General features: G+C 40.2%; 16 protein-coding genes, 1 tRNA gene and 1 rRNA gene. 10 read left to right on the top strand and 8 right to left on the bottom strand.

The features are described 5' to 3' along the window. Positions 1 to 197: 197 nt before the first annotated feature. From rrf to acnB, 4 genes are all read left to right on the top strand, one after another. A 5S ribosomal RNA gene (rrf, locus tag ED622_RS17335) occupies positions 198 to 313 on the top strand. Positions 314 to 405: 92 nt separating this feature from the next. After that, a tRNA-Asp gene (locus tag ED622_RS17330) sits at positions 406 to 482 on the top strand. 606 nt (positions 483 to 1,088) lie between these two features. Continuing rightward, positions 1,089 to 3,356: a patatin-like phospholipase family protein gene (locus ED622_RS17325; RefSeq protein WP_122036236.1), complete on the top strand. Its 2,268-nt coding sequence runs from the start codon at positions 1,089 to 1,091 to the stop codon at positions 3,354 to 3,356. A 220-nt stretch (positions 3,357 to 3,576) separates the two neighbouring features. Beyond that, positions 3,577 to 6,165 carry a bifunctional aconitate hydratase 2/2-methylisocitrate dehydratase gene (acnB, locus tag ED622_RS17320; protein WP_122036234.1) on the top strand — a complete coding sequence of 863 codons (2,589 nt, stop codon included), beginning with the start codon at positions 3,577 to 3,579 and terminating at the stop codon, positions 6,163 to 6,165. A gap of 91 nt (positions 6,166 to 6,256) precedes the next feature. Here the strand turns inward: acnB and ED622_RS17315 are convergent, their stop codons facing one another. From ED622_RS17315 to ED622_RS17305, 3 genes are all read right to left on the bottom strand, one after another. Further along, positions 6,257 to 7,396, bottom strand: a complete 1,140-nt coding sequence (locus ED622_RS17315; RefSeq protein ID WP_122036231.1) for a glycerate kinase — start codon at positions 7,394 to 7,396, stop codon at positions 6,257 to 6,259. Between the two features lie 12 nt (positions 7,397 to 7,408). Then, positions 7,409 to 8,674 carry a GntP family permease gene (locus ED622_RS17310; protein ID WP_045101232.1) on the bottom strand — a complete coding sequence of 422 codons (1,266 nt, stop codon included), beginning with the start codon at positions 8,672 to 8,674 and terminating at the stop codon, positions 7,409 to 7,411. 127 nt (positions 8,675 to 8,801) lie between these two features. Beyond that, entirely contained in the window at positions 8,802 to 9,947 is a 1,146-nt protein-coding gene (locus ED622_RS17305) for a sugar diacid recognition domain-containing protein (protein WP_122036229.1), read from the bottom strand. A gap of 137 nt (positions 9,948 to 10,084) precedes the next feature. Here ED622_RS17305 and ED622_RS17300 point away from each other — a divergent pair, with 137 nt between their 5' ends. From ED622_RS17300 to ED622_RS17275, 6 genes are all read left to right on the top strand, one after another. Next, entirely contained in the window at positions 10,085 to 10,453 is a 369-nt protein-coding gene (locus ED622_RS17300; protein ID WP_045101234.1) for a YacL family protein, read from the top strand. 169 nt (positions 10,454 to 10,622) lie between these two features. Then, positions 10,623 to 10,961: a P-II family nitrogen regulator gene (locus tag ED622_RS17295; RefSeq protein WP_045101235.1), complete on the top strand. Its 339-nt coding sequence runs from the start codon at positions 10,623 to 10,625 to the stop codon at positions 10,959 to 10,961. Positions 10,962 to 10,978: 17 nt separating this feature from the next. Beyond that, positions 10,979 to 12,208 (top strand): ammonium transporter, encoded by a 1,230-nt coding sequence (locus tag ED622_RS17290; RefSeq protein ID WP_122036227.1) that lies wholly within the window; start codon positions 10,979 to 10,981, stop codon positions 12,206 to 12,208. Between the two features lie 173 nt (positions 12,209 to 12,381). Then, on the top strand, positions 12,382 to 13,395 hold the full coding sequence (locus ED622_RS17285) for a Fe(3+) ABC transporter substrate-binding protein (RefSeq protein ID WP_122036225.1): 1,014 nt from the start codon (positions 12,382 to 12,384) through the stop codon (positions 13,393 to 13,395). Positions 13,396 to 13,462: 67 nt separating this feature from the next. Continuing rightward, a complete protein-coding gene (locus ED622_RS17280) occupies positions 13,463 to 15,094 on the top strand; it encodes an iron ABC transporter permease (protein ID WP_122036223.1) in 1,632 nt (543 codons plus the stop codon). After that, positions 15,094 to 16,134, top strand: a complete 1,041-nt coding sequence (locus tag ED622_RS17275; RefSeq protein WP_122036221.1) for an ABC transporter ATP-binding protein — start codon at positions 15,094 to 15,096, stop codon at positions 16,132 to 16,134. Before ED622_RS17280 ends, ED622_RS17275 begins: the two co-directional genes overlap by 1 nt. Positions 16,135 to 16,225: 91 nt before the next feature. Here ED622_RS17275 and ED622_RS17270 read toward each other — a convergent pair whose 3' ends face one another. From ED622_RS17270 to ED622_RS17250, 5 genes are all read right to left on the bottom strand, one after another. Beyond that, entirely contained in the window at positions 16,226 to 17,638 is a 1,413-nt protein-coding gene (locus tag ED622_RS17270) for a phosphoglucomutase/phosphomannomutase family protein (protein ID WP_122036219.1), read from the bottom strand. A 79-nt stretch (positions 17,639 to 17,717) separates the two neighbouring features. Beyond that, a complete protein-coding gene (locus ED622_RS17265; RefSeq protein WP_122036217.1) occupies positions 17,718 to 20,123 on the bottom strand; it encodes a GH36-type glycosyl hydrolase domain-containing protein in 2,406 nt (801 codons plus the stop codon). A 38-nt stretch (positions 20,124 to 20,161) separates the two neighbouring features. Further along, positions 20,162 to 22,063: a beta-N-acetylhexosaminidase gene (locus tag ED622_RS17260; protein WP_162922565.1), complete on the bottom strand. Its 1,902-nt coding sequence runs from the start codon at positions 22,061 to 22,063 to the stop codon at positions 20,162 to 20,164. Positions 22,064 to 22,083: 20 nt separating this feature from the next. Next, on the bottom strand, positions 22,084 to 22,959 hold the full coding sequence (locus ED622_RS17255) for an N-acetylglucosamine kinase (RefSeq protein WP_122036213.1): 876 nt from the start codon (positions 22,957 to 22,959) through the stop codon (positions 22,084 to 22,086). 2 nt (positions 22,960 to 22,961) lie between these two features. Continuing rightward, positions 22,962 to 24,680 carry a glycoside hydrolase family 9 protein gene (locus tag ED622_RS17250; RefSeq protein ID WP_122036210.1) on the bottom strand — a complete coding sequence of 573 codons (1,719 nt, stop codon included), beginning with the start codon at positions 24,678 to 24,680 and terminating at the stop codon, positions 22,962 to 22,964. Positions 24,681 to 24,720 lie beyond the last annotated feature (40 nt).

Here is a 24,720-nt window from a genome sequence, read left to right as displayed (position 1 = left end):
TTGATAGGCAGGGTGTGTAAGTGCTGCGAGGCATTGAGCTAACCTGTACTAATTGCCCGTGAGGCTTAACCATACAACACCCAAGGGGTTTTGAACGGATTTGAAGTTGCAAGAAACGTATTGAATGTGATTAAGAACRCATACACAGCTTTCCAGATTATTATTTATCTCTTATTGAGGTAGATAGAAAGAATTTGCTTGGCGACCATAGCGTTATGGACCCACCTGATCCCATGCCGAACTCAGAAGTGAAACGTAATAGCGCCGATGGTAGTGTGGGGTTTCCCCATGTGAGAGTAGGACATCGCCAGGCTTTAAATTAGTTTTTATCTTTTTAAAGATAAAAACAGAATAAAACATAATATGTTTTATTTAAGTAATAGCATTATGCTGAATAGACACTGCGGAGTGGTAGTTCAGTTGGTTAGAATACCGGCCTGTCACGCCGGGGGTCGCGGGTTCGAGTCCCGTCCACTCCGCCACTATTTGAAAAAGCCCTAATCGAAAGATTAGGGCTTTTTTACGTCTGTATAAAAGTAAAATGATGCAGAATAGACACTGCGAAGTGGCAGTTCAGTTGGTTAGACTTTCTATTGGAGAGCTTAGCGGCCTGTCACGCCGAGGGACGTGTCGCTTTCAAGGTTAATAGAAAGTCCCGTCCACTCCGTCACTATATCAAGAAAGCCCTAATCGGAAGATTAGGGCTTTTTTACGTCTGTCTAAAAGTAAAGCGATGCAGAATAGACACTTCGGAGTGGTAGTTCAGTTGGTTAGACTTTTTATTGGAGAGCTTAGCGGCCTGTCACACCGGGGGACGTGTCGTTTTTAAGGTTAATAGAAAGTCCCGTCCACTCCGCCACTATACCAAGAAAGCCCTAATCGAAAGATTAGGGCTTTTTTACGTCTGTCTAAAGGTAAAATGATGCAGAATAGACACTGCGAAGTGATAATTCAGTTGGCTAGGCTTTTTTACACTGGTATAAAATTATTCATTAACATAATCAATTAAAACAAAACTCAGCTACTTATCTTTCTCTATCACCTTTCATCCTGTATTCTTTTAATATTGCTATTTCAAGGATGACATCATGCATTTCAAACCTCTCTTATTTTCTTCTATTGCTCTATATCTATTTTCGTCAGCATCGCTGGCTGCTGAAGCTCGCCCTAAAATCGGTCTTGTATTGGCGGGAGGCGGTGCAAAAGGTGCTGCCCATATTGGTGTACTTAAAGCATTAGAAGAAATGAATATTCCAATTGATTATATTACAGGCACTAGTATGGGAGCTTATATTGGAGGCTTGTATGCGTCAGGGCTAAGTGCGGATGAAATCGAAGTATTTATTGATTCTATTGATTGGAATAGTGGATTTGTAGATAAAGTTGAACGAAGTGAAAGACAAATTAGAGATAAAGAATATGAAGATCGTTATCAAATAGGAACTGATATCGGCTTCTCATTCACAGAACTAAAAGCACCAAAAGGATTTGTTCAAGGCCAGAATATGGCCAAAATTCTGAGAACAACCTCAGGAAATGTTCCTTATTTAGAGTCATTTGATGATCTTCCTATCCCATTCAGAGCCGTTGCCACCGATATAGAAAAGCTAGAGCCTGTTATATTAGATCATGGCAATTTAGCTGAAGCAATGATGGCAAGTATGTCGGTTCCTGGAGCCCTTCCACCCGTTGAATATGAAGGACGCTTGTTAGTTGATGGTGGTAGTGTAAATAATATGCCTGTTGATATAGCAAGGGAGATGGGAGCAGATATTATCATTGCGGTAGATATCGGTTCTGATTACTTAGAAGCAAAAGATATCTCTAGTTATCTATCTGTAATGGGACAATTAACAAATTACATTGTAAAAAACAGTACTCTTCAGCAAGAGAAATTATTAGAAGAACAAGATATTTTGCTCTCACCTCATGTTGGTAAAATGGAAACCGCTGAGTTTGATAAAATGTCGTTTGCCTATGAAAAAGGCTACGATATCGCTTATGAGAAGCATAAAGCATTAGATAAGTTAGTCTTGTCTAAAAGTGCTTATAAATCATATTTAGATGAGAAAACACATAAAACAGAACAACTTGTTCGTGGTGAAACTATTCAAGTTAATGAAATTGTAATTAAAAACAACAGCTTATATACAGGGAAGATGCTGCGTGATCGATTAAATTTAAAAGAAAACAAAGCGTATAGCGCGAGTGAGCTTGAGGAACATGTAAGAGATTTATATGTGATAGATAGATTTGAGAGGGTCGATTATTACTATGAAGAGAATGAAGCTGGAACTCATGATCTAGTTGTTGAAGTGAAGGAAAAGAGTTGGGGACCAAATTATTTAGATTTTCGATTTGCATTAGAAGATGACTTTGATAATCAGAGTAAATATTCATTAGGGATGTCGATTAATTTTACTGATATTGAGTTAACTGGCTTTAGAGATAACCGTTCAGAATTAAGAACTAACTTTGAGTTGGGAACAGATAAATTAATCTCTGCAGAGCTATACACCCCATTTTTAATTAACCAACTATTATTTACATCATTTAAGTCTACTTATAGTGTAGAGCAGAAAAAATTCTCTTTATCAGGTAATGAATTAAGCTCAATTGATAATGATTTTCCATTGGAATACAGTGACTTAGTTTTTGAAGCTGCATTTGGGCTACAAGGTCGTTTATGGAGTGATTTTAGAATTGGTGGGCGATACACTAAAGGTGACGTCGCTTTTAGTAGCATCTCAAGTATCGATGCAAGTTACACGCGAGAAGGTGTTTTTGCTCAGTATCGCCTTGATACATTAGATAACTATACCTTTCCAACTAAAGGTTTCTATGTTCGTTCAGAGTACCTTTATTCTCATGATAATGTAGATGACAGCGTTATTGATATTGATGGAACTAAAGATTCAGTTATAGAGTTTTCTGTGAATACCAGAGCTGCTTGGACTTATTCTCGTCATACTTTCGTCGGTAATTTTGAATATGGTGTTGTCGAAAATAAGAATGGAGATTTACAGTTAGAACCCAAATCTCTCGGCGGATTTTTACGCTTATCAGGCACACCAAAAGACAGCTTAACAGGGCAAAACTTGGCGTTTGCTAGTCTTGTATATCGATATCGTTTAATGGATAACGATTTTGGATTATTTCAATCCCCTATATATTTAGGGGCTTCAGTCGAAAATGGAGGGCTATGGAATGATGAGCATTTTGATGACGCACCTATTTATACCTCAGGTTCTATTTTCGCAGGAATAGACTCGCCATTAGGACCAATTATTTTAGCTTATGGTCGTACAGAGCAAAATCATGAATCAGTATATTTAAGCATTGGTGCAACATTATAATGTTTAAAATTGCGCTATAAGTCGTATGTTGTTTGATGTGGTGAGATTTTAATTTTAAGTTAAATTTGATATCATCTGGCCACATTTTAGTCTATACCGATACATATTCTCTTGTTTTATTGAGATTTATAACAGAATTAAAAAGTTAATGGATATAAACTGAATCGTTTCCAAGGATGTTTACTCATTAAGAGTAGACCAGAAAGTGAGGAATTAAGTCGTGCTTGAAGCTTATCGTAAACACGTCGAAGAACGTGCTTCTGAAGGTGTGGTCCCAAGACCATTAAATGCTGAACAGGTAGCAGCATTAGTTGAACTAGTAAAAAATCCGCCACAAGGTGAAGAAGAGGTCATTCTTGATTTACTAGAAAATCGCATTCCCCCTGGTGTTGATGAAGCCGCTTATGTTAAAGCTGGTTTTTTAACAGCAATTACAAAGGGTGAAGTGGAGTCCCCATTAGTTAGCAAAGCAAAAGCGACTGAACTGCTTGGTACTATGCAAGGTGGTTACAACATTGAATCTCTAGTTTCTCTACTAGATGATACAGAGCTTGCTCCTATCGCTGTAAAAGCACTGTCTCATACTCTACTTATGTTCGATGCGTTCTACGATGTAGAAGAGAAAGTGAAAGCTGGAAATGTATTTGCACAACAAGTACTTCAATCTTGGGCTGATGCTGAATGGTTTACAGCGAAAAACAAAGTAGCAGAAAAGATCACCGTTAAAGTATTTAAAGTTACTGGTGAAACCAACACCGATGACTTATCTCCTGCGCCAGATGCGTGGTCACGACCTGATATTCCAGTACACGCAAAAGCGATGCTGAAGATGGAGCGTGATGGTATCACTCCTGATGAGCAAGGTAGCGTTGGTCCAATCAATCAAATTGAAGAAATGCAGAAAGATGGCATTCCACTGGCTTACGTTGGTGATGTTGTTGGTACTGGTTCTTCACGTAAATCGGCAACAAACTCAGTGCTTTGGTTCATGGGCGAAGATATCCCATTCGTACCAAACAAGCGTACTGGCGGTGTTTGTCTTGGTGGTAAAATTGCACCAATCTTCTACAACACTATGGAAGATTCAGGTGCACTACCAATTGAGTTGAACGTACAAGATATGAACATGGGTGATGTGATTGATATCTACCCTTATGAAGGTGTTGTTCGTAAAGACGGTGCTGAGATCTCAAGTTTTGAGTTGGGCAAAGTACTTTTAGATGAAGTTCGTGCTGGTGGTCGTATTCCACTGATTATTGGTCGTGGCTTAACAGGCCGTGCTCGTGATGCTCTAGGCCTAGCTGAGACGGATCTATTTGCTAAACCAATCGATCCATCTGAATCTGATAAAGGCTACACGCTAGCTCAGAAGATGGTTGGTAAAGCGTGTGGCGTTGAAGGTGTGCGTGCTGGTCAGTACTGCGAACCTAAAATGACAACGGTAGGTTCTCAAGATACGACCGGTCCTATGACTCGTGATGAGCTTAAAGATCTAGCATGTCTTGGTTTCTCTGCTGATCTTGTAATGCAGTCTTTCTGTCACACATCGGCATACCCAAAACCAGTTGATGTAAACACTCACCATACGCTACCTGATTTCATCATGAACCGTGCGGGTGTTTCACTGCGTCCGGGTGATGGTGTTATCCACTCATGGCTAAACCGCATGTTATTGCCTGATACTGTAGGTACTGGTGGCGATTCACATACACGTTTCCCTCTAGGTATTTCATTCCCTGCTGGTTCTGGCTTAGTAGCATTTGCTGCAGCAACAGGTGTTATGCCTCTTGATATGCCTGAATCAATCTTGGTTCGCTTTAAAGGTGAAATGCAACCAGGTATCACGCTACGTGACCTGGTACATGCAATTCCTCTTTACGGTATCAAGCAAGGCCTACTGACCGTTGAAAAAGCCGGTAAGATCAATGAATTCTCTGGTCGTGTACTAGAAATTGAAGGTGTTGACCACCTATCAGTAGAGCAAGCATTTGAGCTTTCAGATGCATCGGCTGAACGTTCGGCAGCTGGTTGTACAGTGAAGCTTTCTCAAGAGTCTATCTCTGAGTACTTAAACTCGAATATCGTCATGCTTAAATGGATGATTGCCGAAGGTTACGGTGATGTTCGTACGATTGAACGTCGCATAATTGCAATGGAAGAGTGGTTAGCGAACCCTGAGTTGTTAGCTGCTGACTCAGATGCTGAATATGCTCATATTATCGAGATTGATCTTGCTGATATCGACCAACCAATCCTATGTGCGCCAAACGATCCAGATGATGCTCGTCTTCTATCTGATGTTCAAGGCACTGAGATTCAAGAAGTGTTTATCGGTTCATGTATGACGAACATTGGTCACTTCCGTGCTGCAGGTAAGATGTTAGAGGAGTTTAACGGCTCACTAAATACTCGTCTATGGGTTGCTCCGCCAACGAAGATGGATAAAGACCAACTGACAGAAGAAGGCTACTACGGCATCTTCGGTCGCGCTGGGGTACGTATCGAAACTCCTGGCTGTTCACTATGTATGGGTAACCAAGCCCGTGTTGCTGACAAGTCGACAGTAATGTCTACCTCTACTCGTAACTTCCCGAACCGTTTGGGTACAGGTGCGAACGTTTATCTGGCTTCTGCTGAGCTTTCTGCTGTTGGTGCGATTCTTGGCCGCATTCCAACAAAAGAAGAGTACTTAGAGTACGCAGAGAAGATAAATGCAACAGCTGCTGATACATACCGTTACCTGAACTTCCATAAAATGGGTCAGTATACAGATAAAGCAGATACAGTTATTTTCCAAGAACCCGCTTAATCTTTGTTTATAAATGAAAAAAGCAGCCAAATCGGCTGCTTTTTTATTGCGTATAACTTTATATTAATAACGTACTCAATAAAAAAATACGCTATTTTTTAATATGCATCGAATAAATTGCAGCGACATTTCTTGCTGTATTTTCAACATTGATCGAGGCTTCTTTTAGTGCTATTTCTAAAGATACAGAGCGAGGAACGACACTAAATACCGCATCAATGCCATATTCATGAACAACAGCGCAATCATCAGATAGACAACCAGCAATGCCAATAACGGGTAAATCAAACTTTTTCGCAGTTCTTGCTACACCAATAGGCGTTTTACCATGGATGGTTTGACTATCAATTCGGCCTTCACCTGTAATCACTAAATCTGCCTTAGATAACACATTACTTAAATTAACCGCGTCCATTACAATTTCGATACCAGGTCGAAGCGTCGCATCAAATAAACCAAGTAACGCCGCACCAAGACCACCTGCAGCACCTGCGCCTTCTGTATCTTTTACGTCTTTATTCAATTGTGATTTCATCACATCAGCGTAATGGCTTAGGTTTGAATCTAATGTTTTGACCATTTCAGGTGTTGCCCCTTTCTGTGGGCCAAACACGAAAGATGCACCTTTGGGGCCACATAATGGGTTATCAACATCGCACGCGACTTCAAGCGTAATATCATCAAGACGAGGATCTTTATTTGAAGTATCGATCGTTGCAAGCTGTGCTAATGAACCGCCACCAAAAGCAAGATCATTACCATCTTTATCCAGCAACTTAATACCAAGCGCTTGAGCCATGCCAATGCCGCCATCATTAGTCGCACTGCCACCAATTCCGACAATAATATGTTTTACACCTTTATCGAGAGCCGCTTTAATTAACTCGCCAGTACCATAGGTTGTAGTGTGTAAAGGGTTGCGGAAATTGGGTTCAACAAGGTGTAAGCCTGATGCCGCAGCCATTTCTATAATTGCGGTTTGGCCATCCCCAAGTAATCCATAGAATCCAGTTATTTTCTCACCAAGAGGAGCGGTAACCGTATGTTCAATTATAGACCCACCAGTAGCGTCAATTAGAGATTGAACTGTCCCTTCACCGCCATCGGCCATCGGTAATTTAATATATTCAGCGTTAGGTAATACCTGTTTAAATCCAGCTTCAATTGCCGTAGCGACTTCCATCGCTGTTAAACTTTCTTTGTAAGAATCAGGAGCAATAACAATTTTCATAATAAAGCCTTATTAAACAAATAAACCGAAGACACCAAAGATGAGAGTTGAAACAGTTGCGATCATAAGACCAACCGCTGATTCATATGGGATAAGTTTTAAACGTTCTTTCATGTCCATGTGAACTGCGCCACCCGTTGCATGAAAGAAGCTGCCGTGTGGCATGTGATCTAATACTGTCGCACCTGCGTGGATCATTGCAGCACCAGCAAGAGCGGGAACACCAAGCTCTAAAATAGTATGACTAAAGACACTGGCTGCAACTGCTGTACCTGCGGTCGTTGATGCCGTTGCGAGTGACATCATTGCACCTGAAATAGGCGCTAATAAATAAGAAGGAAGACCTGATGCGGTTAATACTTCAATTAAGCCTGATTTAAGTCCGGAGTTCGCAATAATTCCTGCAAGAGTACCTGTACCAAGTAGCATTACCGCCACTGGAGCCATACGAGAAAGACCTGATACTGCAAAGTGATTGGTGTCTCTAAAACGTCCCATAGCAACAGCACCTAATAAACCACCAAGTGGAAGTGCGATGAGTGGGTCAACGTTAATCCCTGCGATAGGGCGTAACGCAAGAAGGCTAATAGCAACAAGAGGAGCGACGATTGAAGTAACGAAACTTGGTAAACGAGAGTGATCAACTGCCACGACTTCGTGCTCTTGAACTTTACTGCCTTTATTGACTAATTTCTTAGCGATGAAATAGGCAAAGACTAGGCCGAATAAGCCAGGGATCACACCTGCTGCCATTACTGAAGTTAAAGGAACATTAAAGGCATCAGCAGCTGCAATGGCGTTTGGATTCGGAGACATAACGTTACCCGCTTTACCGCCACCAACCATAGCTAATAGAATCGCCATTTTTGAAAGGTCAGCACGACGAGCAATGGCAAGTGCAATAGGAGCTACGGTGATAACAGCAACATCCACAAAAACCCCAACGGCGGTTAAGATCATTGTCGCGACGGCTAAAGCAAATAAAGCACGAGTTTCACCGACTTTCTTTACAATGGTTTCTGCAATAGAGGTTGCCGCGCCTGATTCGATTAGAACACCAGCAAGAACACCAGCAGCTAGAATACGAAGCACAGCAGTAACGATACCTTGTGCACCACCTATCATTAAGTTCACGGTATCGGTAAGTGATACGCCACCAACAATACCACCGATTAAAGCACCAATGATCATGCCATAAGCCGGCGGTACTTTTTTCAAAATGAGTGTAATTGCAACGGTCAAGGCGGCGAGTGCACCTAAAGTTGATACTTCGATCATATTAATGTTCCATTTAATAATTAAGATGCCAGTAATCTATCTTTAAGAGTAGAAATAAGCTTTAGACGAATGAACAAATTTTATCGCCGGGGTGTAGCTTTGATTGTGCCGCTGCACAAATTCACATTTACTTGTTGCTTGATAGTATTGCTAAATATAAATAAGTACGATCGTTTATCTTATTGATATTTAAGTTGGTTTCTTGTTGTATCTTGTCTAGTCGATAGCGGAGAGTATTACGATGTATATGAAGCGCATTACAGGTTTGAGCTGAATCACAATTATGATTAAAAAAGGCACGTAGTGTTTTAATTAAAATATGTTTTGTATCACTGGCCATCAGCTTTTGAATCGGAAGCGCTAATTGTTCCGATCGCCATGCATCAGGTCGTAAGCCATCGATTAAAACAGGCAAGATATTATCTTGGTAAAAAAGAATACGGCTTTTGGAGTCTGCGGTATTCATGGTGGCCTTTGCCGTCATATAAGATTGTGCAAGACCTTCTAAATCAGGAAAGTAATCACCAAGTGCTATTTTTATCGTGAATTTCTCATCATGGGATATTCGTTGGAAAAGTTGGCGAATACGTTTTTCTTCGTGAGATCGATTCCACCCTGTACCCGTCAGTGTTATTGGTTTTAACACCACAACTTCATTTAATGTCACTGAACTGATCGCCACCAAATTATCGCGTTCAGGGTATTCAAGTAAATGAACGAGCTTTTGTAGGTGAGTAAGAGACAGGTTCTCTCCGTTAAATGAATCAACCTTAATGATGGTAGCGATCCGAGGTTGATGAAGATCGAGCTCTAAGCGTTCAGCAATTGAATACAGCTGTTGAGTATTGAGCTCTGAAGGTTGAATTAGCTGTAAAACCAACTCTTCCTTATGTCGTTTCGACCACTGTATCTCTGTCATTAATGCCGCTTGCTCTATGATTAGCTCAGCGGTCATTTTTACTAATTCACCGTATTGTTGAATATCTATTGGGTGGCCTGAAATACCAACCACACCAATGATGTGATTTTGGAAAATAATAGGCAAGTTGATCCCAGCTTTTACCCCTCGTAATTGCTGGGCGGTTGCGTGATCAATCTCGACAATGCGATTTTCATTAATGGCTAAGATAGCCCCCTCATGACGGCAATTAAGGCGAGATGGATCGCCAGATCCAATAATGACGCCATATTCATCCATCACATTGACAGAATGCTTGATGATTTTCATTGAGCGCTCAACGATTTGCTTTGCGATCACGGTGGTTAGTTGCATGGTTGGATCTCTTTCATCATGGAATAAGGGCTTAACTATAAAAATACTAGGGATAGGATTATACTGGAGGAAAATAGCTCAGCATTGTCTTTGGTTAAAAACGTGTGAGCTAACGTCAATTATCGTAAGGGTTTCCGATGGATTACGAATTTAAGAAAAATACACTCGATGGCACTTATCATGCGAACTTTTCTATGGGGCATGAAGCCATGGGACGTTGGTTGGTAGAAGATGTCGCAAAAGATACCGAACTATTGGCGGAGCTGTATCAGCAAATAGCAGCAGTAAAAAATACTCAAGACGAATGGAAACGCTCAGGTCAGGTAATGACTCTAATTCTGACCGATCAAGAAGTTATCGTCCAAGAAAATGCTTTATTTGAAAATTCAGAAGAAGAATTTGAAGAAGATATTCATATGTATGACGATGAATGTATTTCTGTATGCGGATTAGAAGATTTTGAAACCATGCTCCAAAGTTGGGAGGCGTTTATTCGACGCTTCTGATCTGAGTCATTTATTGCTCAATACTAGGGAAAGGCTGCACTTATTTAGTGCAGCCTTTTTTCGTTTTTTTGAAGAAGATTAATTAACGCATTGAATTTTTTATGTTTTTAAAGTTGGCACACGAATTGGATTGTTAATTATAAGTTACAAATAATTCAAGGACTGAAGCATGAAAATAATCAATGCCATTATAAAGCCATTTAAATTAGACGATGTTCGTGAGGCTCTTGCAGAAGCAGGCGTCGATGGAATGACAGTATCGGAAGTGAAAGGGTTCGGACGTCAGAAGGGACATACTGAATTGTATCGAGGTGCAGAGTATCAAGTCGACTTTCTACCTAAAGTAAAACTTGAAATAGCAGTTCAAGCAGAGCATGTAGACAATATTATTGAGGCGATTACAAAAGCTGCACATACCGGAAAAATTGGTGACGGAAAGATTTTTGTTTATGACCTTCAGCAAGCCGTGCGTATTCGTACTGGTGAAACTGATACAGAAGCACTTTAAGGATAGAGGACAATATTATGGAACTTTCAACAACAGTATCAGAACTTCGTTATGCCTTAGATACCTTTTTCTTTTTAATGTCAGGTGCTTTAGTCATGTGGATGGCAGCAGGTTTTGCCATGTTAGAGGCCGGTTTAGTTCGCTCAAAAAATACCACTGAAATTTTAACTAAGAACTTATGTTTGTATGCGATTGCTTGTACAACTTATTTAGTTGTCGGTTATAACATCATGTATGTCGATAATACAGCGGGTGGGATCATGCCTTCTATTGGTGCTTTAATTGGTACTCAATCAGAAGGGGCTGATCATTCATTAGAATCGGATTTCTTTTTCCAAGTGGTTTTTGTTGCTACAGCGATGTCAGTGGTATCTGGTGCCGTGGCTGAACGTATGAAACTTTGGTCTTTTCTTGTGTTCTCTGCCATTTTAACGGCCTTTATTTATCCAATGGAAGGGTATTGGACATGGGGTGGCGGCTTCTTATCTGAAGCAGGATTTAGTGACTTTGCCGGTTCTGGTATTGTTCATATGGCTGGTGCTTCAGCCGCATTAGCTGGCGTACTATTACTTGGTGCTCGTAAAGGTAAGTACGGTAAGAAAGGTCAAATTTACCCAATTCCTGGTTCTAATATGCCACTGGCAACATTAGGTACCTTTATCTTATGGTTTGGCTGGTTCGGATTTAACGGCGGTTCTCAATTAATGATTTCAGACTTTGAGAATGCAACTACAGTTGGCCAAATCTTTTTAAATACCAATGCAGCAGCAGCAGCTGGTGCCATCACAGCGTTATTCGTGTGTAAAACTACGTGGGGCAAAGCGGATTTAACTATGGTATTAAATGGTGCATTAGCTGGGCTTGTAGCGATTACCGCGGATCCTTTATCCCCGTCTCCATTGGCCGCCGTGAGTGTCGGTGCTGTGGCTGGTGCATTGGTTGTCTTTAGTATTGTTGGGTTTGATAAAATTAAGATTGATGATCCAGTGGGGGCTATTTCAGTTCATGGTGTATGTGGGTTATTTGGTTTGATGATAGTTCCACTAAATAATACAGATGCAACGTTTGGCGCTCAACTGTTTGGAGCTGTCGTTATCTTTGCTTGGGTATTTGGTGCAAGTCTTGTGGTTTGGGCAATATTAAAAGCAACCATGGGGATCCGAGTAACAGAAGATGAAGAGCTTGAAGGGATGGATGTTCACGATTGTGGAATAGATGCTTATCCAGAGTTTGTTAGTGTGAAATAAATAACATTATTAATATTTATTTACAAAATATGAAGCCTCAACACCGTCTGTGTTGAGGCTTTTTTAGTAAATAATGCGTGAGATCATTGCCATTTAATAATTGCTTTGTATAATAGCGATATTGATAAGTATTCTTATTACCATTTGTAACTAGAAAAATTTAAAGGAATATCATGAAAAAGTTATTATCAGTTTCTGCACTAATCGCAGGTATGTTTGCACCAAGTGTTATGGCTGCTGAAGAAGTCAATGTTTACTCTTACCGTCAACCTTTCTTGGTTGAGCCAATGTTTAAAGAGTTTACCAAAGAGACTGGTATTAAAGTTAACGTGAAATTTGCTAAAAAAGGCTTGGCTGAAAAGCTAGCTCAAGAAGGTGAATTAAGTCCTGCTGATGTTATCTTAACAACTGATATTAGCCGTCTTGCTGAACTAACAAATAAAAATCTAGTACAACCAGTAGATAGCAAAACGATTGATGCTAACGTTCCTGCTCAATACCGTGATTCAGACGATGAGTGGTTCGCATTAACTCTACGTGCTCGTAACGTATATTCATCTCGTGACCGTGTTGGTAAATTAGGTGCTGATTTTGATTACGCTGACTTAGCAAACCCAGAGTGGAAAGGTAAAATTTGTACTCGTAGCGGTAAGCACCCTTACAATGTTTCTCTTGTATCATCAATGATTGCTCATCATGGTGAAGCAGAAACAAAAACATGGCTAGAAGGCGTAAAAGATAATCTTGCTCGTAAGCCACAAGGTAATGACCGTGCACAAGTTAAAGCAATTAAAGAAGGTCTTTGTGATGTTGCTTTAGGTAACAGTTACTACCTAGGTAAAATGGTTAATGATCCTAAGCAAGTTGCATGGGCTGAGTCTGTATACATTAACTTCCCTAACCAAAACACTGATGGTACTCACGTAAATATTAGTGGTATGGCAATGGCTAAATACGCACCTAATAAAGGCAATGCCTTGAAATTAATGGAGTTTTTAACGGGTGATGTTGCACAAGGTATGTACGCTGAAGTGAACTACGAATACCCAGTAAAACCTGGTGTTAAGCGTTCTGAGTTAGTTGCATCTTGGGGTGATTTCAAAGCAGATACGCTATCTTTAGATGCGATTGCAGATAACCACACTAAAGCGATTAAACTTTTAGATGAAGTTAAATTTGATCTTTAATTTGATATTTACTATTGGTGAGGTAACAATACCTCACCATTTTAAAAAGAGCCTTGCAGTTTAGGCAATGAAAGAAAAATTATTATTCTGGAAAACCAGTAGTTGGAGTGTATCTCTACTACTGGTTTTGCCGATCTTAGCGATCCTATATACCGCACTAGGTAATACAGATGATATCTTTACTCATCTGTTTAATACCGTATTACCAACCTATACGCTGAATACGGTGTTATTAGTCTTTGGTGCGATGTTCTTTTCCTTAATTTTAGGTGTCCCTTCTGCATGGTTTATGGCCATGTGTCGTATACCTTCCTCGTCAGTTTTACAATGGGCTTTAGTTCTTCCTTTGGCTATGCCAGCTTATATTGTGGGATATATCTATACCGATTGGCTTGATTTTGCAGGACCAATCCAAGTATTACTCCGCGATATCACTGGATGGCAATCTTACGGTGATTATTGGTTCCCAGATATTCGAACCTTAACTGGTGCCATTCTTGTAATGTCTTTGGTGCTATACCCATATGTATATTTACTTGCTCGTGCTGCATTTATGGAGCAAAACATCAGTTTGCTACAGTCGGCGCGATTATTAAAATGTACTCCTTGGGAGAGCTTTAAACGCATATCGCTACCTCTAGCAAGACCTTCTATTGCGGTTGCTTTATCTTTAGTTGCGATGGAAGCGTTAGGGGATTTTGGTACGGTTAGCTATTTTGCAGTAAATACATTAACGACGGCGGTTTATGATACGTGGTTAGGTTATTCGAATTTGAATGCCGCAGCTAAAGTGTCAGCGTTTATGTTGATGGGTATTTTATTGTTGATCAGTGGTGAGCGTTATAGCCGTCGTAAACAAAAAATGTTCCAAGAGAAGTTTAATACCAACGAAGAGTTTCAATATGAACTTCATGGTTGGAAAAAGTGGGGCGCATTCACTTGGTGCTGGGGATTAGTCTCGATTGCTTTTATTTTTCCATTATTGCAGCTCATTAGTTATTCTTTTCATTACTTTGAAGAGAGTTGGACGGCAGAGTTTCAAGAGTATGCAGTCAATAGTTTATATGTCTCATCTATTGCGGCGATCATTGCTGTAATTATTGCCATCGTGGTTAATTTTTTACACCGTCTGCAACCTAGCAGTAAGTGGAGTGTGCTCCCGATGCGCTTAGCATCACTTGGTTATGCAGTTCCCGGAACAGTGCTAGCGATTGGTGTAATGTTACCTATGATTGGTTTGGATCATTTAGTTAATGATATTTCAAAACAACTGGGTTTTGGGATGGTTGGTTTAATTTTCTCAGGCTCAATCTTTGCGTTAATTTTTGCATCTGTGACTCGCTTTTCAGCGGTTGCGATTGGTTCGATTGAAAGTAATTTAAATAAAATTCCACCGTCATTGGATATGGCATCGCGCACTTTAGGTTGTGGAACGTGGCCTATGTTACGTCGAGTTCATTTTCCATTAATTCGTCGGGGTTGCTTGATTGCTGGGTTATTAGTCTTTATTGAAACCATGAAAGAGTTAAATGCGGCCTTATTATTACGCCCATTTAACTTTGAAACACTAGCCACTTATGTATTTAATTTTGCTTCTGATGAGCAATTAGAGATTGCAGCAATGCCTGCGGTATTATTGGTATTGGTTGGATTGATCCCATTGATCATTGTTAACCGTTCTTTGGAGCAACAGCATTAATGAATTCTGCATTATCTATATCTAATTTAACCTGTCGCTATCATGATCAGGATATTTTATCTCAGCTCTCTTTAGACGTTGAATCGGGTGAAATTGTTTGTTTGCTAGGTGCGAGTGGCTGCGGAAAAACTACTCTTCTAAAAGCGATTGCAGGTCTCTTGCCTCTATCTGAAGGTGAGATGAATCTTAATGGTAAAGTTATTACCGGCAGTCATACATGGTTGCCGCCAGAGCTGCGAAATATAGGTATGATCTTTCAAGATTATGCGTTGTTTCCACATCTTACGGTAAGCGAAAATATCGGGTTTGGCTTAAAGAAATGGGAAAAGCAGCGAGCAATAGATAAAGTAGAATCTATGCTTCATCTTGTGCACTTAAGTGGCTTTGGTGATCGTTATCCTCATCAACTATCGGGTGGTCAGCAGCAGCGTGTCGCGATTGCAAGAGCACTCGCCAGTGAGCCTGATCTTCTGTTATTAGATGAACCATTCTCTAATATCGATACACAGGTTCGTCACGATTTAATCAAAGAGATCCGCCGTATCTTTAAAGCTCAAGGCGTGACGGCTATTTTCGTTACTCATAGCCGTGAAGAGGCATTTGCTTTCTCTGATAAATTAGCAGTAATGAACCATGGTGTGATAGAGCAATTTGGCAGTGCTAATGACTTATATTATTCACCAAACAGTCGTTTCGTTGCTGATTTCTTAGGTGGTGGCTCTTATGTTTCAGGTATGATTGGCAATGATGGAAACATTGAAACTGCGGTTGGTTTGATCTCTTGTGGTCGTAGTACTGAAGATGCAAATAAGAAAGCCGATGTTTTACTTCGCCCACAAAATATTACGTTATATAGAGACGTATCAGGCAGTGCTATTGTTAAAGAATTACAATTTATGGGTGATACGTGCCGATATGTGATTGAAGATGATGGGACGCAATTGATTGGTGTTTCTAATGACTCTTTATCTAATGGTGAAAAGGTAAGAGTTGAGATTAAGCCTCATTGTCCAATCGTATTCCTTCAAGAAAATAATTAAGCTTTTAGATAAAAAGAACCCAGCTAATCGACTCAAGAATTAGCTGGGTTAAGTCTTTAGAAGTGTATTTTTATTAAAAATACATTGGAAACTAAAGAGAAAGGAAAGCTTTCATTTCATTCAATACTTTTTCTGCTGTTAATTGGTCTTCCATCTCAGCAAAAATTCTTAGTAACGGCTCTGTTCCTGAGAATCGAGCAATTACCCAGCCACCATTTTTGAAATAAACTTTAGCGCCATCTTCATAGCTCACTTTTTCAATTTCATGTTCAAATTCAGGCAGTTGTTTTTCAATATAAATTTTATTGTACAGCGCTTCTTTTTCACTTGCTTTGAATGTACAGTCGCCTTCGGCAGTGTAGGCATAACCATATTTAGCATAAATTTCATCAAGCATTTCAGAGAGTTTTTTACCCGTCACACTGATCATTTCAACGAGTAAACTTGAAGCGAATACGCCATCTTTACCTTTAATGTGACCACGAATAGTTAAGCCACCCGAGCTTTCACCACCAAGTAAAGAATCATCCGCTTCCATTTGTGAACTGATATGCTTAAAGCCTACCGGAACCTCAAAGCTCTTTTCACCATGATCGGCTGCGACTTTATCTAGTAGGTGAGTAGTAGCAATATTACGAACAACAGAACCTTTCCAACCTTTGTACTCAAGTAGGTAATAATAAAGTAGCAATAGCACTTCATTTGGATGAATAAAGTTACCTTTCTCATCAATGATACCTAGACGGTCAGCATCACCATCGGTGCCAATACCAATGTCATAACCATCATGAGCAACCAAGTGTTTTAAACGATATAATGTTGCTGCGTTAGGCGATGGCATTAGACCACCAAATGAAGGGTTTTCACCGTCATTGATAACATCAACATCACAGCGAGCACTGATTAATACGGTTTGTAGAGCATTTTTTGCCACGCCAAACATAGGGTCGATCAGTACGCGTAAATTCGCTTTTTTAATGGCTTCCATATCGATAAAGTTAACGATGGAATCAACGAATGCGTTCATTGGATTAATTATCTCAATACAACCATCGTTTAGCGCTTCTTCAAAATCAACACTGCTTACATCTTGCTGCGTTAAATGAGCAATTTGTTGTTCAATTTTTTGAGTGATTATTTCATCAGCATCGCGTCCGCCTTCAATGAAGACTTTAACACCGTTGTAATCTGCAGGGTTGTGAGAGGCAGTAATACAAGCCGAGTAAATACATCCCATCTCTTTTGCTTGAAACATAACAATCGGGGTTGGAACGAATCGGTCAATAAAGCTAACTTTAATACCGTTTGCCGCGACGACTTCAGCAAACCATTTACCTGCTTTATCTGAAAGAAAGCGGCGGTCATAGCCAATAACAAAGCCTTTTTCTTGCGCTTGTTCATTGATCATAATATTAGATAACGCTTGTGCGACAAGACGTACATTGTCTTTAGTGAACTCTTCACCAATGAAAGCACGCCATCCGCCAGTACCAAATTGAATCATTGTAAATTCCTTTTAGAGTAAGGAGCTTGCTATAAGCTCCTTACTTTTATCATTTAAATTAAGCGTTAATTAAACGTACTTAACCCATGATTACGATAACGTTATTCACACTGCCTTCTGCTTGAACAGGGACTGCGCCATTAACTTCTTCGCCATTAATCGTGATTGATTGAACGCCTTTACTTACTGAGTTAGGGTTCTTAACTTGAATATTGTATGTAGCACCACGCCATTGACGAGTCACTGAGAACTCAGGCCAATTAGTTGGAATACAAGGATCAATCGTTAAGCCTTCGAAGCCAGCACGAACACCAAGAATAAAATTAGTTACCGCGAAGTAAGCCCAACCAGAAGTACCTGTTAACCAAGGGTGGTTAGCACGGCCATGATCTTGATGATCTTTACCCATGATAAACTGTACGTATGAGTATGGTTCTGCAACACGCTTTTCAATCATGTCATTTTGGTTATATGGATTTAGTGCATCATAGAATTTCATTGCACGGTCACCACGACCTAATTTTGCTTCTGCTACCCAAGCCCATGGGTTTGGGTGGGAGAAGATTGCGCCATTCTCTTTTACGCCTTGGTAAACACGAGTAACAAAACCAATGTCATCATTTGGTGTTGAGAATGAAGGTGAATTTAGGTGTAAACCGTATTCAGAGAATAAGTTCTCATCAACAGCATCCATCGCTTTCTCACCGCGCTCTTGAGATACCGCACCAGATAAAACCGCTAATGTGTTTGATTCAAGATGAACACGGCCTTCAGTTTGCTGTGCTGTACCAATTTTGTCGCCATCTTTGGTTAGACCACGAATGTACCAGCCGCCTTCTTCATCCCAAAGGTGAGTTTCACACGCTTCGCGTACGTTAGCTGCCATTTCTGAGTATTTAGAGATATCAGCATCATTGTTACGGAATTTAGCTAAATCTAAGAATTCTTCTAATGCCCAGAAATGTAAGAATGAAACCATTGATGATTCGCCACCACCTAAGTTCAAACAGTCATTCCAGTCAGCACGTAAACCTTTACAAATACCAGTACGACCAACGTATTCTGCAGAGAAATCTAACGCCGCTTTCATGTGCTCATAAACTGTTGCGTCACCGCCATCAGCGTATGGGATCACTTCGTCAAAGAAAGAATGTTCACCAGTTTCCATTACATATTTGATGATCGTCGGAACAATCCATAAATGGTCATCAGAACAGGTATCTTCAATGCCGTGGATCTTATCGTCATCGGATGGAGTAGGAACCACTGTTGGTGATTTTGATGGAACAACGTCTGCTTTTTCAGGATCGAACCAGTCAGGATCAAATAAGTGTAGACCGTAACCGGCTTTTACTTGGCCACGTAATAAGTCTACGATACGTTTACGAGTCATTTTTGGATTAGCGTGAGGTACAGAGATCGCATCTTGAGCGGTATCGCGGTAACCAAGCCCAGTACGTCCACCCACTTCGATGAATGAAGCAAAACGAGACCAAACCACACAAGTTTCTGCTTGATATAGTGTCCAAGTGTTGATCATTGTATCCAAACCTTCGTTTGGTGATTTAACTTGGAATTTATCGCAACGCTCACTCCAGTGATCTTTAATCTCTTGGAAAGCAGCATCAACATTAGCTACATCTTGGTATTTTTGACGTAGACGCTCACCGTTGCCTTTGCCTAGACCAAGTACGTAAGCGAAACGAACTTCTTCACCCGGTTGAATAGTGAATTGCTTATGAAGAGAACCACAATGGTTGTAACAGGTTTGTGCTGAGTTAGAGCATTGACCTTTTTCAACCGCAATTGGGTTTGCTTCATCACGGTATGCGCCTAAGAAGCTGTCACGTTGGCCATCATATGAATCAGGATCAAACGTAGATGCTAAGTAGTAGAAACCTTCAAAATCATTGGTGTTGTAGTAAAGATCGTATTCGATCACGCCTTCATTGTAAGACGTACCAGCAGAGTACAATGACATTTGGTGGTTTTGGTTATCTGATTGGATATGGCTGAATGAGAATTCAACAAAAGAGAATGCAGAGATAACACGAGGCTTATCGCTAGTATTCTTAATAACCACATCCCACACTTCAGCGTCTTCACCTTTTGGAACAAATAAGGTTTTTGTTGCTTCAATGCCGTTGTAATCACACTTGAACTTAGAGTAAGACAGGCCGTGACGAACTTCATAGCTTGCTTCATCTAAGCTTTTTGCAACAGGCTGCCATGAGATAGACCAGTAATCGCCAGTTTCATCATCACGCAAGTAAACATAGTGTCCAGGGCGATCAAATGTGCCATTTGGACGGAATTTAGTAACACGGTTGTACTCTGGAGAGTTATAGAAAGAGTAACCGCCAGCATTATGAGAAATAACCGTACAGAATTTTTCTGTGCCTAAATAGTTAGTCCATGGAGCTGGTACGTCAGGGCGAGTGATTACATATTCACGGTTATCGTTATCAAAAAAGCCGTATTTCATTGTTTTATCCTTAACTAAAATACTAATAATTGGGTGACTTATGGTTGACGGAAATTAATACCCTGACGTGTTAGGGTTGGTAATCGTCCATTTAACCTTGATAAAAAGTCTGTCCAGTTTCTGTGTTGTTTTTGTGTCCACATACCTTCAGACATTGCTAAAAGGCGTGGGAAAATCATGTAGTCCATACGCTCTTGGTTATTGATGATTTCACACCAAAGGGCGCATTGAATGCCAAGAATTCGTTTACGAATAGGGTCGTTATCAGCAAGTTCTGCTAATGGTTCATAGTTATATGCATCTTCAAGAGGAAGTACATTAGCCCAATCTACCCCTGGTTCTTCAGGCGCATAATCTTGAGCCATATCTAGGTAAGTCGTTTGTCCAGGTTGAAGTACCACATCAAAGCCTTGTTTAGCGCAATTAAGTGCCGCTTCTTCGCTTAACCAAGAGTAAATAACGGTATCTTTACTGACTTTATTACCATGTTGAGCTTCTTCCCATCCCAACATTCTTTTGCCGAGTTGCTTTAATTTTGTTTCGGCATGACGAAGTAAGTGGCCTTGAAGCTCTACTGGATCGCTATAGCCTTGTTGTTCCATTAGTTCTTGGCATTTTTGGCTGTCTGTCCAAACGCCTTTTGGTACTTCATCTGCGCCAATATGAATAAAGGGAGCAGGAAATAGCTCAGCAAGTTCTTCTAATACGGTATTAATAAAGGTGTAAGTTCCTTCTAATGCAGGAGAAAGAACATTGTCTGTGTAATGTTGGATACTGCGGTAATTTGAGTGATCCTCGGTATCAACTAATAAATGAGGTAATGCTTTGATTGCTGCGCGGCAGTGACCAGGAATATCGATTTCTGGGATCACGGTAATGCCACGTAATTCAGCGTAAGCGATCACTTCTTTGACTTCTTCTTGTGAGTAAAAACCACCATGAGAGCGAGCAACATGCGTATATTGAGGCTCTAAAAGATGGTCAGGTCCACGCCACGCTCCGATTTGAGTTAACTCTGGGAATGCTTTGATCTCAACGCGCCAGCCTTCATCATCGGTAAGGTGCCAATGGAATACATTAAATTTATATTGAGCTAATTGATTGATTAAACGCTTTACTCGTTCAAGCGGATGGAAGTGTCTTGCGCAATCTAGCATCATGCCACGGTAATGAAAGCGTGGTTGATCCTTAATTTTTACACATGGTACTAGTTGTGTGTTTTCATTAATTAATTGCAGTAATGTAGCGCAAGCATGAGCAAAACCTTCATTTGAACCAGCATGGAGTGTGATTTTATCTTCCACCACTGAGACTTGGTAAGCCCCTCTATCTAGTGTTGGATTAGCAATAAATAGGATCTGTCCATTATCACTAAGAGGATGACTTTTTGATGTAATTACCTCTAACTCTTCACTTAACCATGTTGCAGGGCCTTTTGCTAAATGAGTTTGAATCTCAAGTGAGGAGTTCGTTAAATTAAATAACCCATCAAGGCGTTGTACTGATTCTGGTTTTGGAATTAACGATAATTCAGCAGGTGCAACTCTTGGTATTTGAGTGCGTTCCGTGTGTGGTGATGCTAATACTATTGGAGAGATTGAAACCTCTAAAAATTGAGGCTTTTCGCTATCGGTAATGAATATAGCTGCATCATCAAGACCATCAGAAATAAAACGAAAAGGGGCCGTTCCAATGCTGAATTCTACATAGTAATGGTTGTTTGCTTTCAGTACTTGGTTAGCATTTGGAATCAGCTTACAGAAACTACCGATTTGCTCTAAAGTACCTTGAGTATTACTGTGCGGAGCTATGAAGCGATCAATCGTAAAATGAAACTGCCAATGATGAAGATCCACATCGCTTAAATTGTGTAACGTTAAGCCAAAGCGGCTTAGATTGTCTTTTTCTGACAAAACAACAAGATCTACACGATAATCCATCATCTTTTCCTTATAAAATGCTAGAACAGGTTATGTTCTGCTTTTCCTGCCATCATGATGCCACCTTCAATCGCATCACATTGTGGTTGTACTAAATATTGGCGAATAGAAGGGGATAACCACTCAACAATGCGCTCACCAATACTTCCCATTAACGCAATTTGTGTTGCGCCTTTCTTATTTAAAGCCGTTAAAAACATTTCGATATCACTGGCTGTTTGTTGTAACAGCTCAATAGCAAGATCATCCCCTTTTAACGCAAGAGCGAAGATAGTTGGAGAGAACTGTCCGTAATCGCATGGGCGAGCCGTTTTAGACCAATCAACGATGCTATCGATATCATGATTAAAATGCGCTAATACATGCTCGGTTAGAGCTGTCATAGGTTTTATACCATCAGAAGCCAAAAGCGTATTTTGAATTAAATGAAGGCCCATAATTGCGCCACCACCTTGGTCTGATATTGGAAACTCTCGACCGCCAACAACATGCTGTTGACCATCTTGGATGTAGATACCACAAGAGCCAGTTCCAGCTATCATGATTGCTCCATTTTTGCCTTTATGGGCACCTAAACATGCGCCGTAAGCATCTGTGTTTAATGTCATTGAGGCAAAAGGGTGTTTTAATTGCATAAATTTATGCCAAGCTGATTTTTGCTCTGCACCAGCAAGGGCAAGGCCAACGTGCATTGTGGCAAAATCATTTTGTGATAATTTACTTTGTGCTGCCGCTTGGGTAATCGCAGTAATGATTGAATCCATTGCAACTTCAATACCTAATAAGATATTGGCACTGCCGCTTTTAGCTTCACCTAATAAATCACCTTGTGCATTGCGAATTCGAGCGCGACAAGAAGTACCACCACCATCAATTCCAACATATAAATAGCTCATGACTATTCTCCTAGTTTCGCTTGGTAAGATGATTGAGTCATAATTGCTAATAAATACCATGCGCCGTGAGGGATCCATTGTTCACCCCAACGCCAGTTTTGTAGCATATCTTCACCGTGTGGTGCAGGATTGAAAGCGATATCTTCTTCATCATCAAAACCACCAGTAATGCCATTACAAACACCACCTTTAGCATTAAAAAAACCAAGATGAGGAAGGTAATCAGGGTTGTTATGACCATGGCCATCTAACATACACATATCATAAGGATTTAATCCTAATACCCAGTTCAAATTATTCTGAGCAAAGATCTCTAATTTCTGTTTAATATCAGTACAAGTAATATGAGGTAGGACTAAATAGCTCATGCTCGCTAACGAACCTAGGCGAGCATTCTCTCCTTGCCACCAGTAGCCAGATTCATTGTCATGAGCGACAAAAAAGGCACTGCGTTTTTTACCCTTAACCGGCTTAACGTATTGTCTTGGATAACCAAATGGATTGAATGTTTCTGAAGAGATAGTTAATTCAAATTCAACAGCTTTGTTGATAATTAATTGAGTATGAGCTTTACGGCTATTGTCAGTTTCTATTTCTAAGTATTGAGATAGTGCAATCGCAGGAAGACCAGCTTCTGCTGCATGGAAATAAGGACGTTCGCCATTTTGAGTTGCAGACCAAAAGTTGCTTTGCTGCTCATCACTTTGTTGGCGAGCTGATAATCTTTCTGCCCATGAACGAGCTTCCAGTAAAAAGGCATTATCTTGAGTTGTTTTGAATAGCTCGATAACAGCAAGAAGAGCACAATATTCATCAATGATATTCTCTTCGCCATTATTTAAATAATTAAGGTTATGTTCTTTTAGGTGCCAATAACCTTTTACCGCTGCGTCTAAATAGTTTTCACTAGTAAATTCACCATCAATATCTAAGCGAGCAGCAGAAGCAAGAGCCGCAATTGCGATTCCTCCACCTTGACGGAAACCTGCTTGGTAATCATCAGATTTCAGACCCTCTTGAGTCGCGTAAGCACAGATATCACGTTGATTGATATCTTTACTCCACTTATCAAATACGGTCATGTAAAAGAAACCTGTCGGATTTTGCATTCGAACTAAAAAGTCAGCACCAAACAATGCCTCTTCCGTGAGACGGGTGCGAGAGAATGCAGCAAAACTCGATAGGTTTTGAGTTAATTCAAGCCCTTTCAGCATATTCCAAACAACCATTGGAATTTGTTGAGGGTTTAAGTAATTAGCATAAGAAAGGTGACTGAAGTATTTACTTACATCACCAGATGCGTCGTACCAACCACCATGAACATCGACGGTTTCATTACTGTTTAATACAGGAGCTTTCTTATCTTGTTTATCAAAAATTCCACCACAACGTTGCGATTTAAAGTAGTGCATAACATCAGAGAATGTATGACTCATTAATAGGTTTGATTTGATAATAAAAGGATGAGAAATCGCCCCTTCGATTACAAGAATGAACTCTCCCTGTTCTGAGAATTCATTAAATGAAATCTCAGCAAAGTAACCTTGATGCCAATGAGCAACTTGGTTTGATGAAGAAATAGAAAAACGGTGTTTTACCTGTTGTGTTTGAGTACAAACAATTTGACCAGAGATTGGCTGCGCTAGGGCAGTGGTAGCCAATAATACCGCTGATTTCGGTCCGTTTGTTTCATATCCAATATGGTTAGTTAACAGTTGCATCTATTTCTCCAAAATACCAATTACTGCTGTTCGATATTAC

It is taken from the genome of Aliivibrio sp. EL58, assembly GCF_900312675.1.
Lineage (GTDB): Bacteria > Pseudomonadota > Gammaproteobacteria > Enterobacterales > Vibrionaceae > Aliivibrio.
Note: the sequence above shows the minus strand (reverse complement) of the source record. Positions and strands in the feature narration are given on the sequence as shown.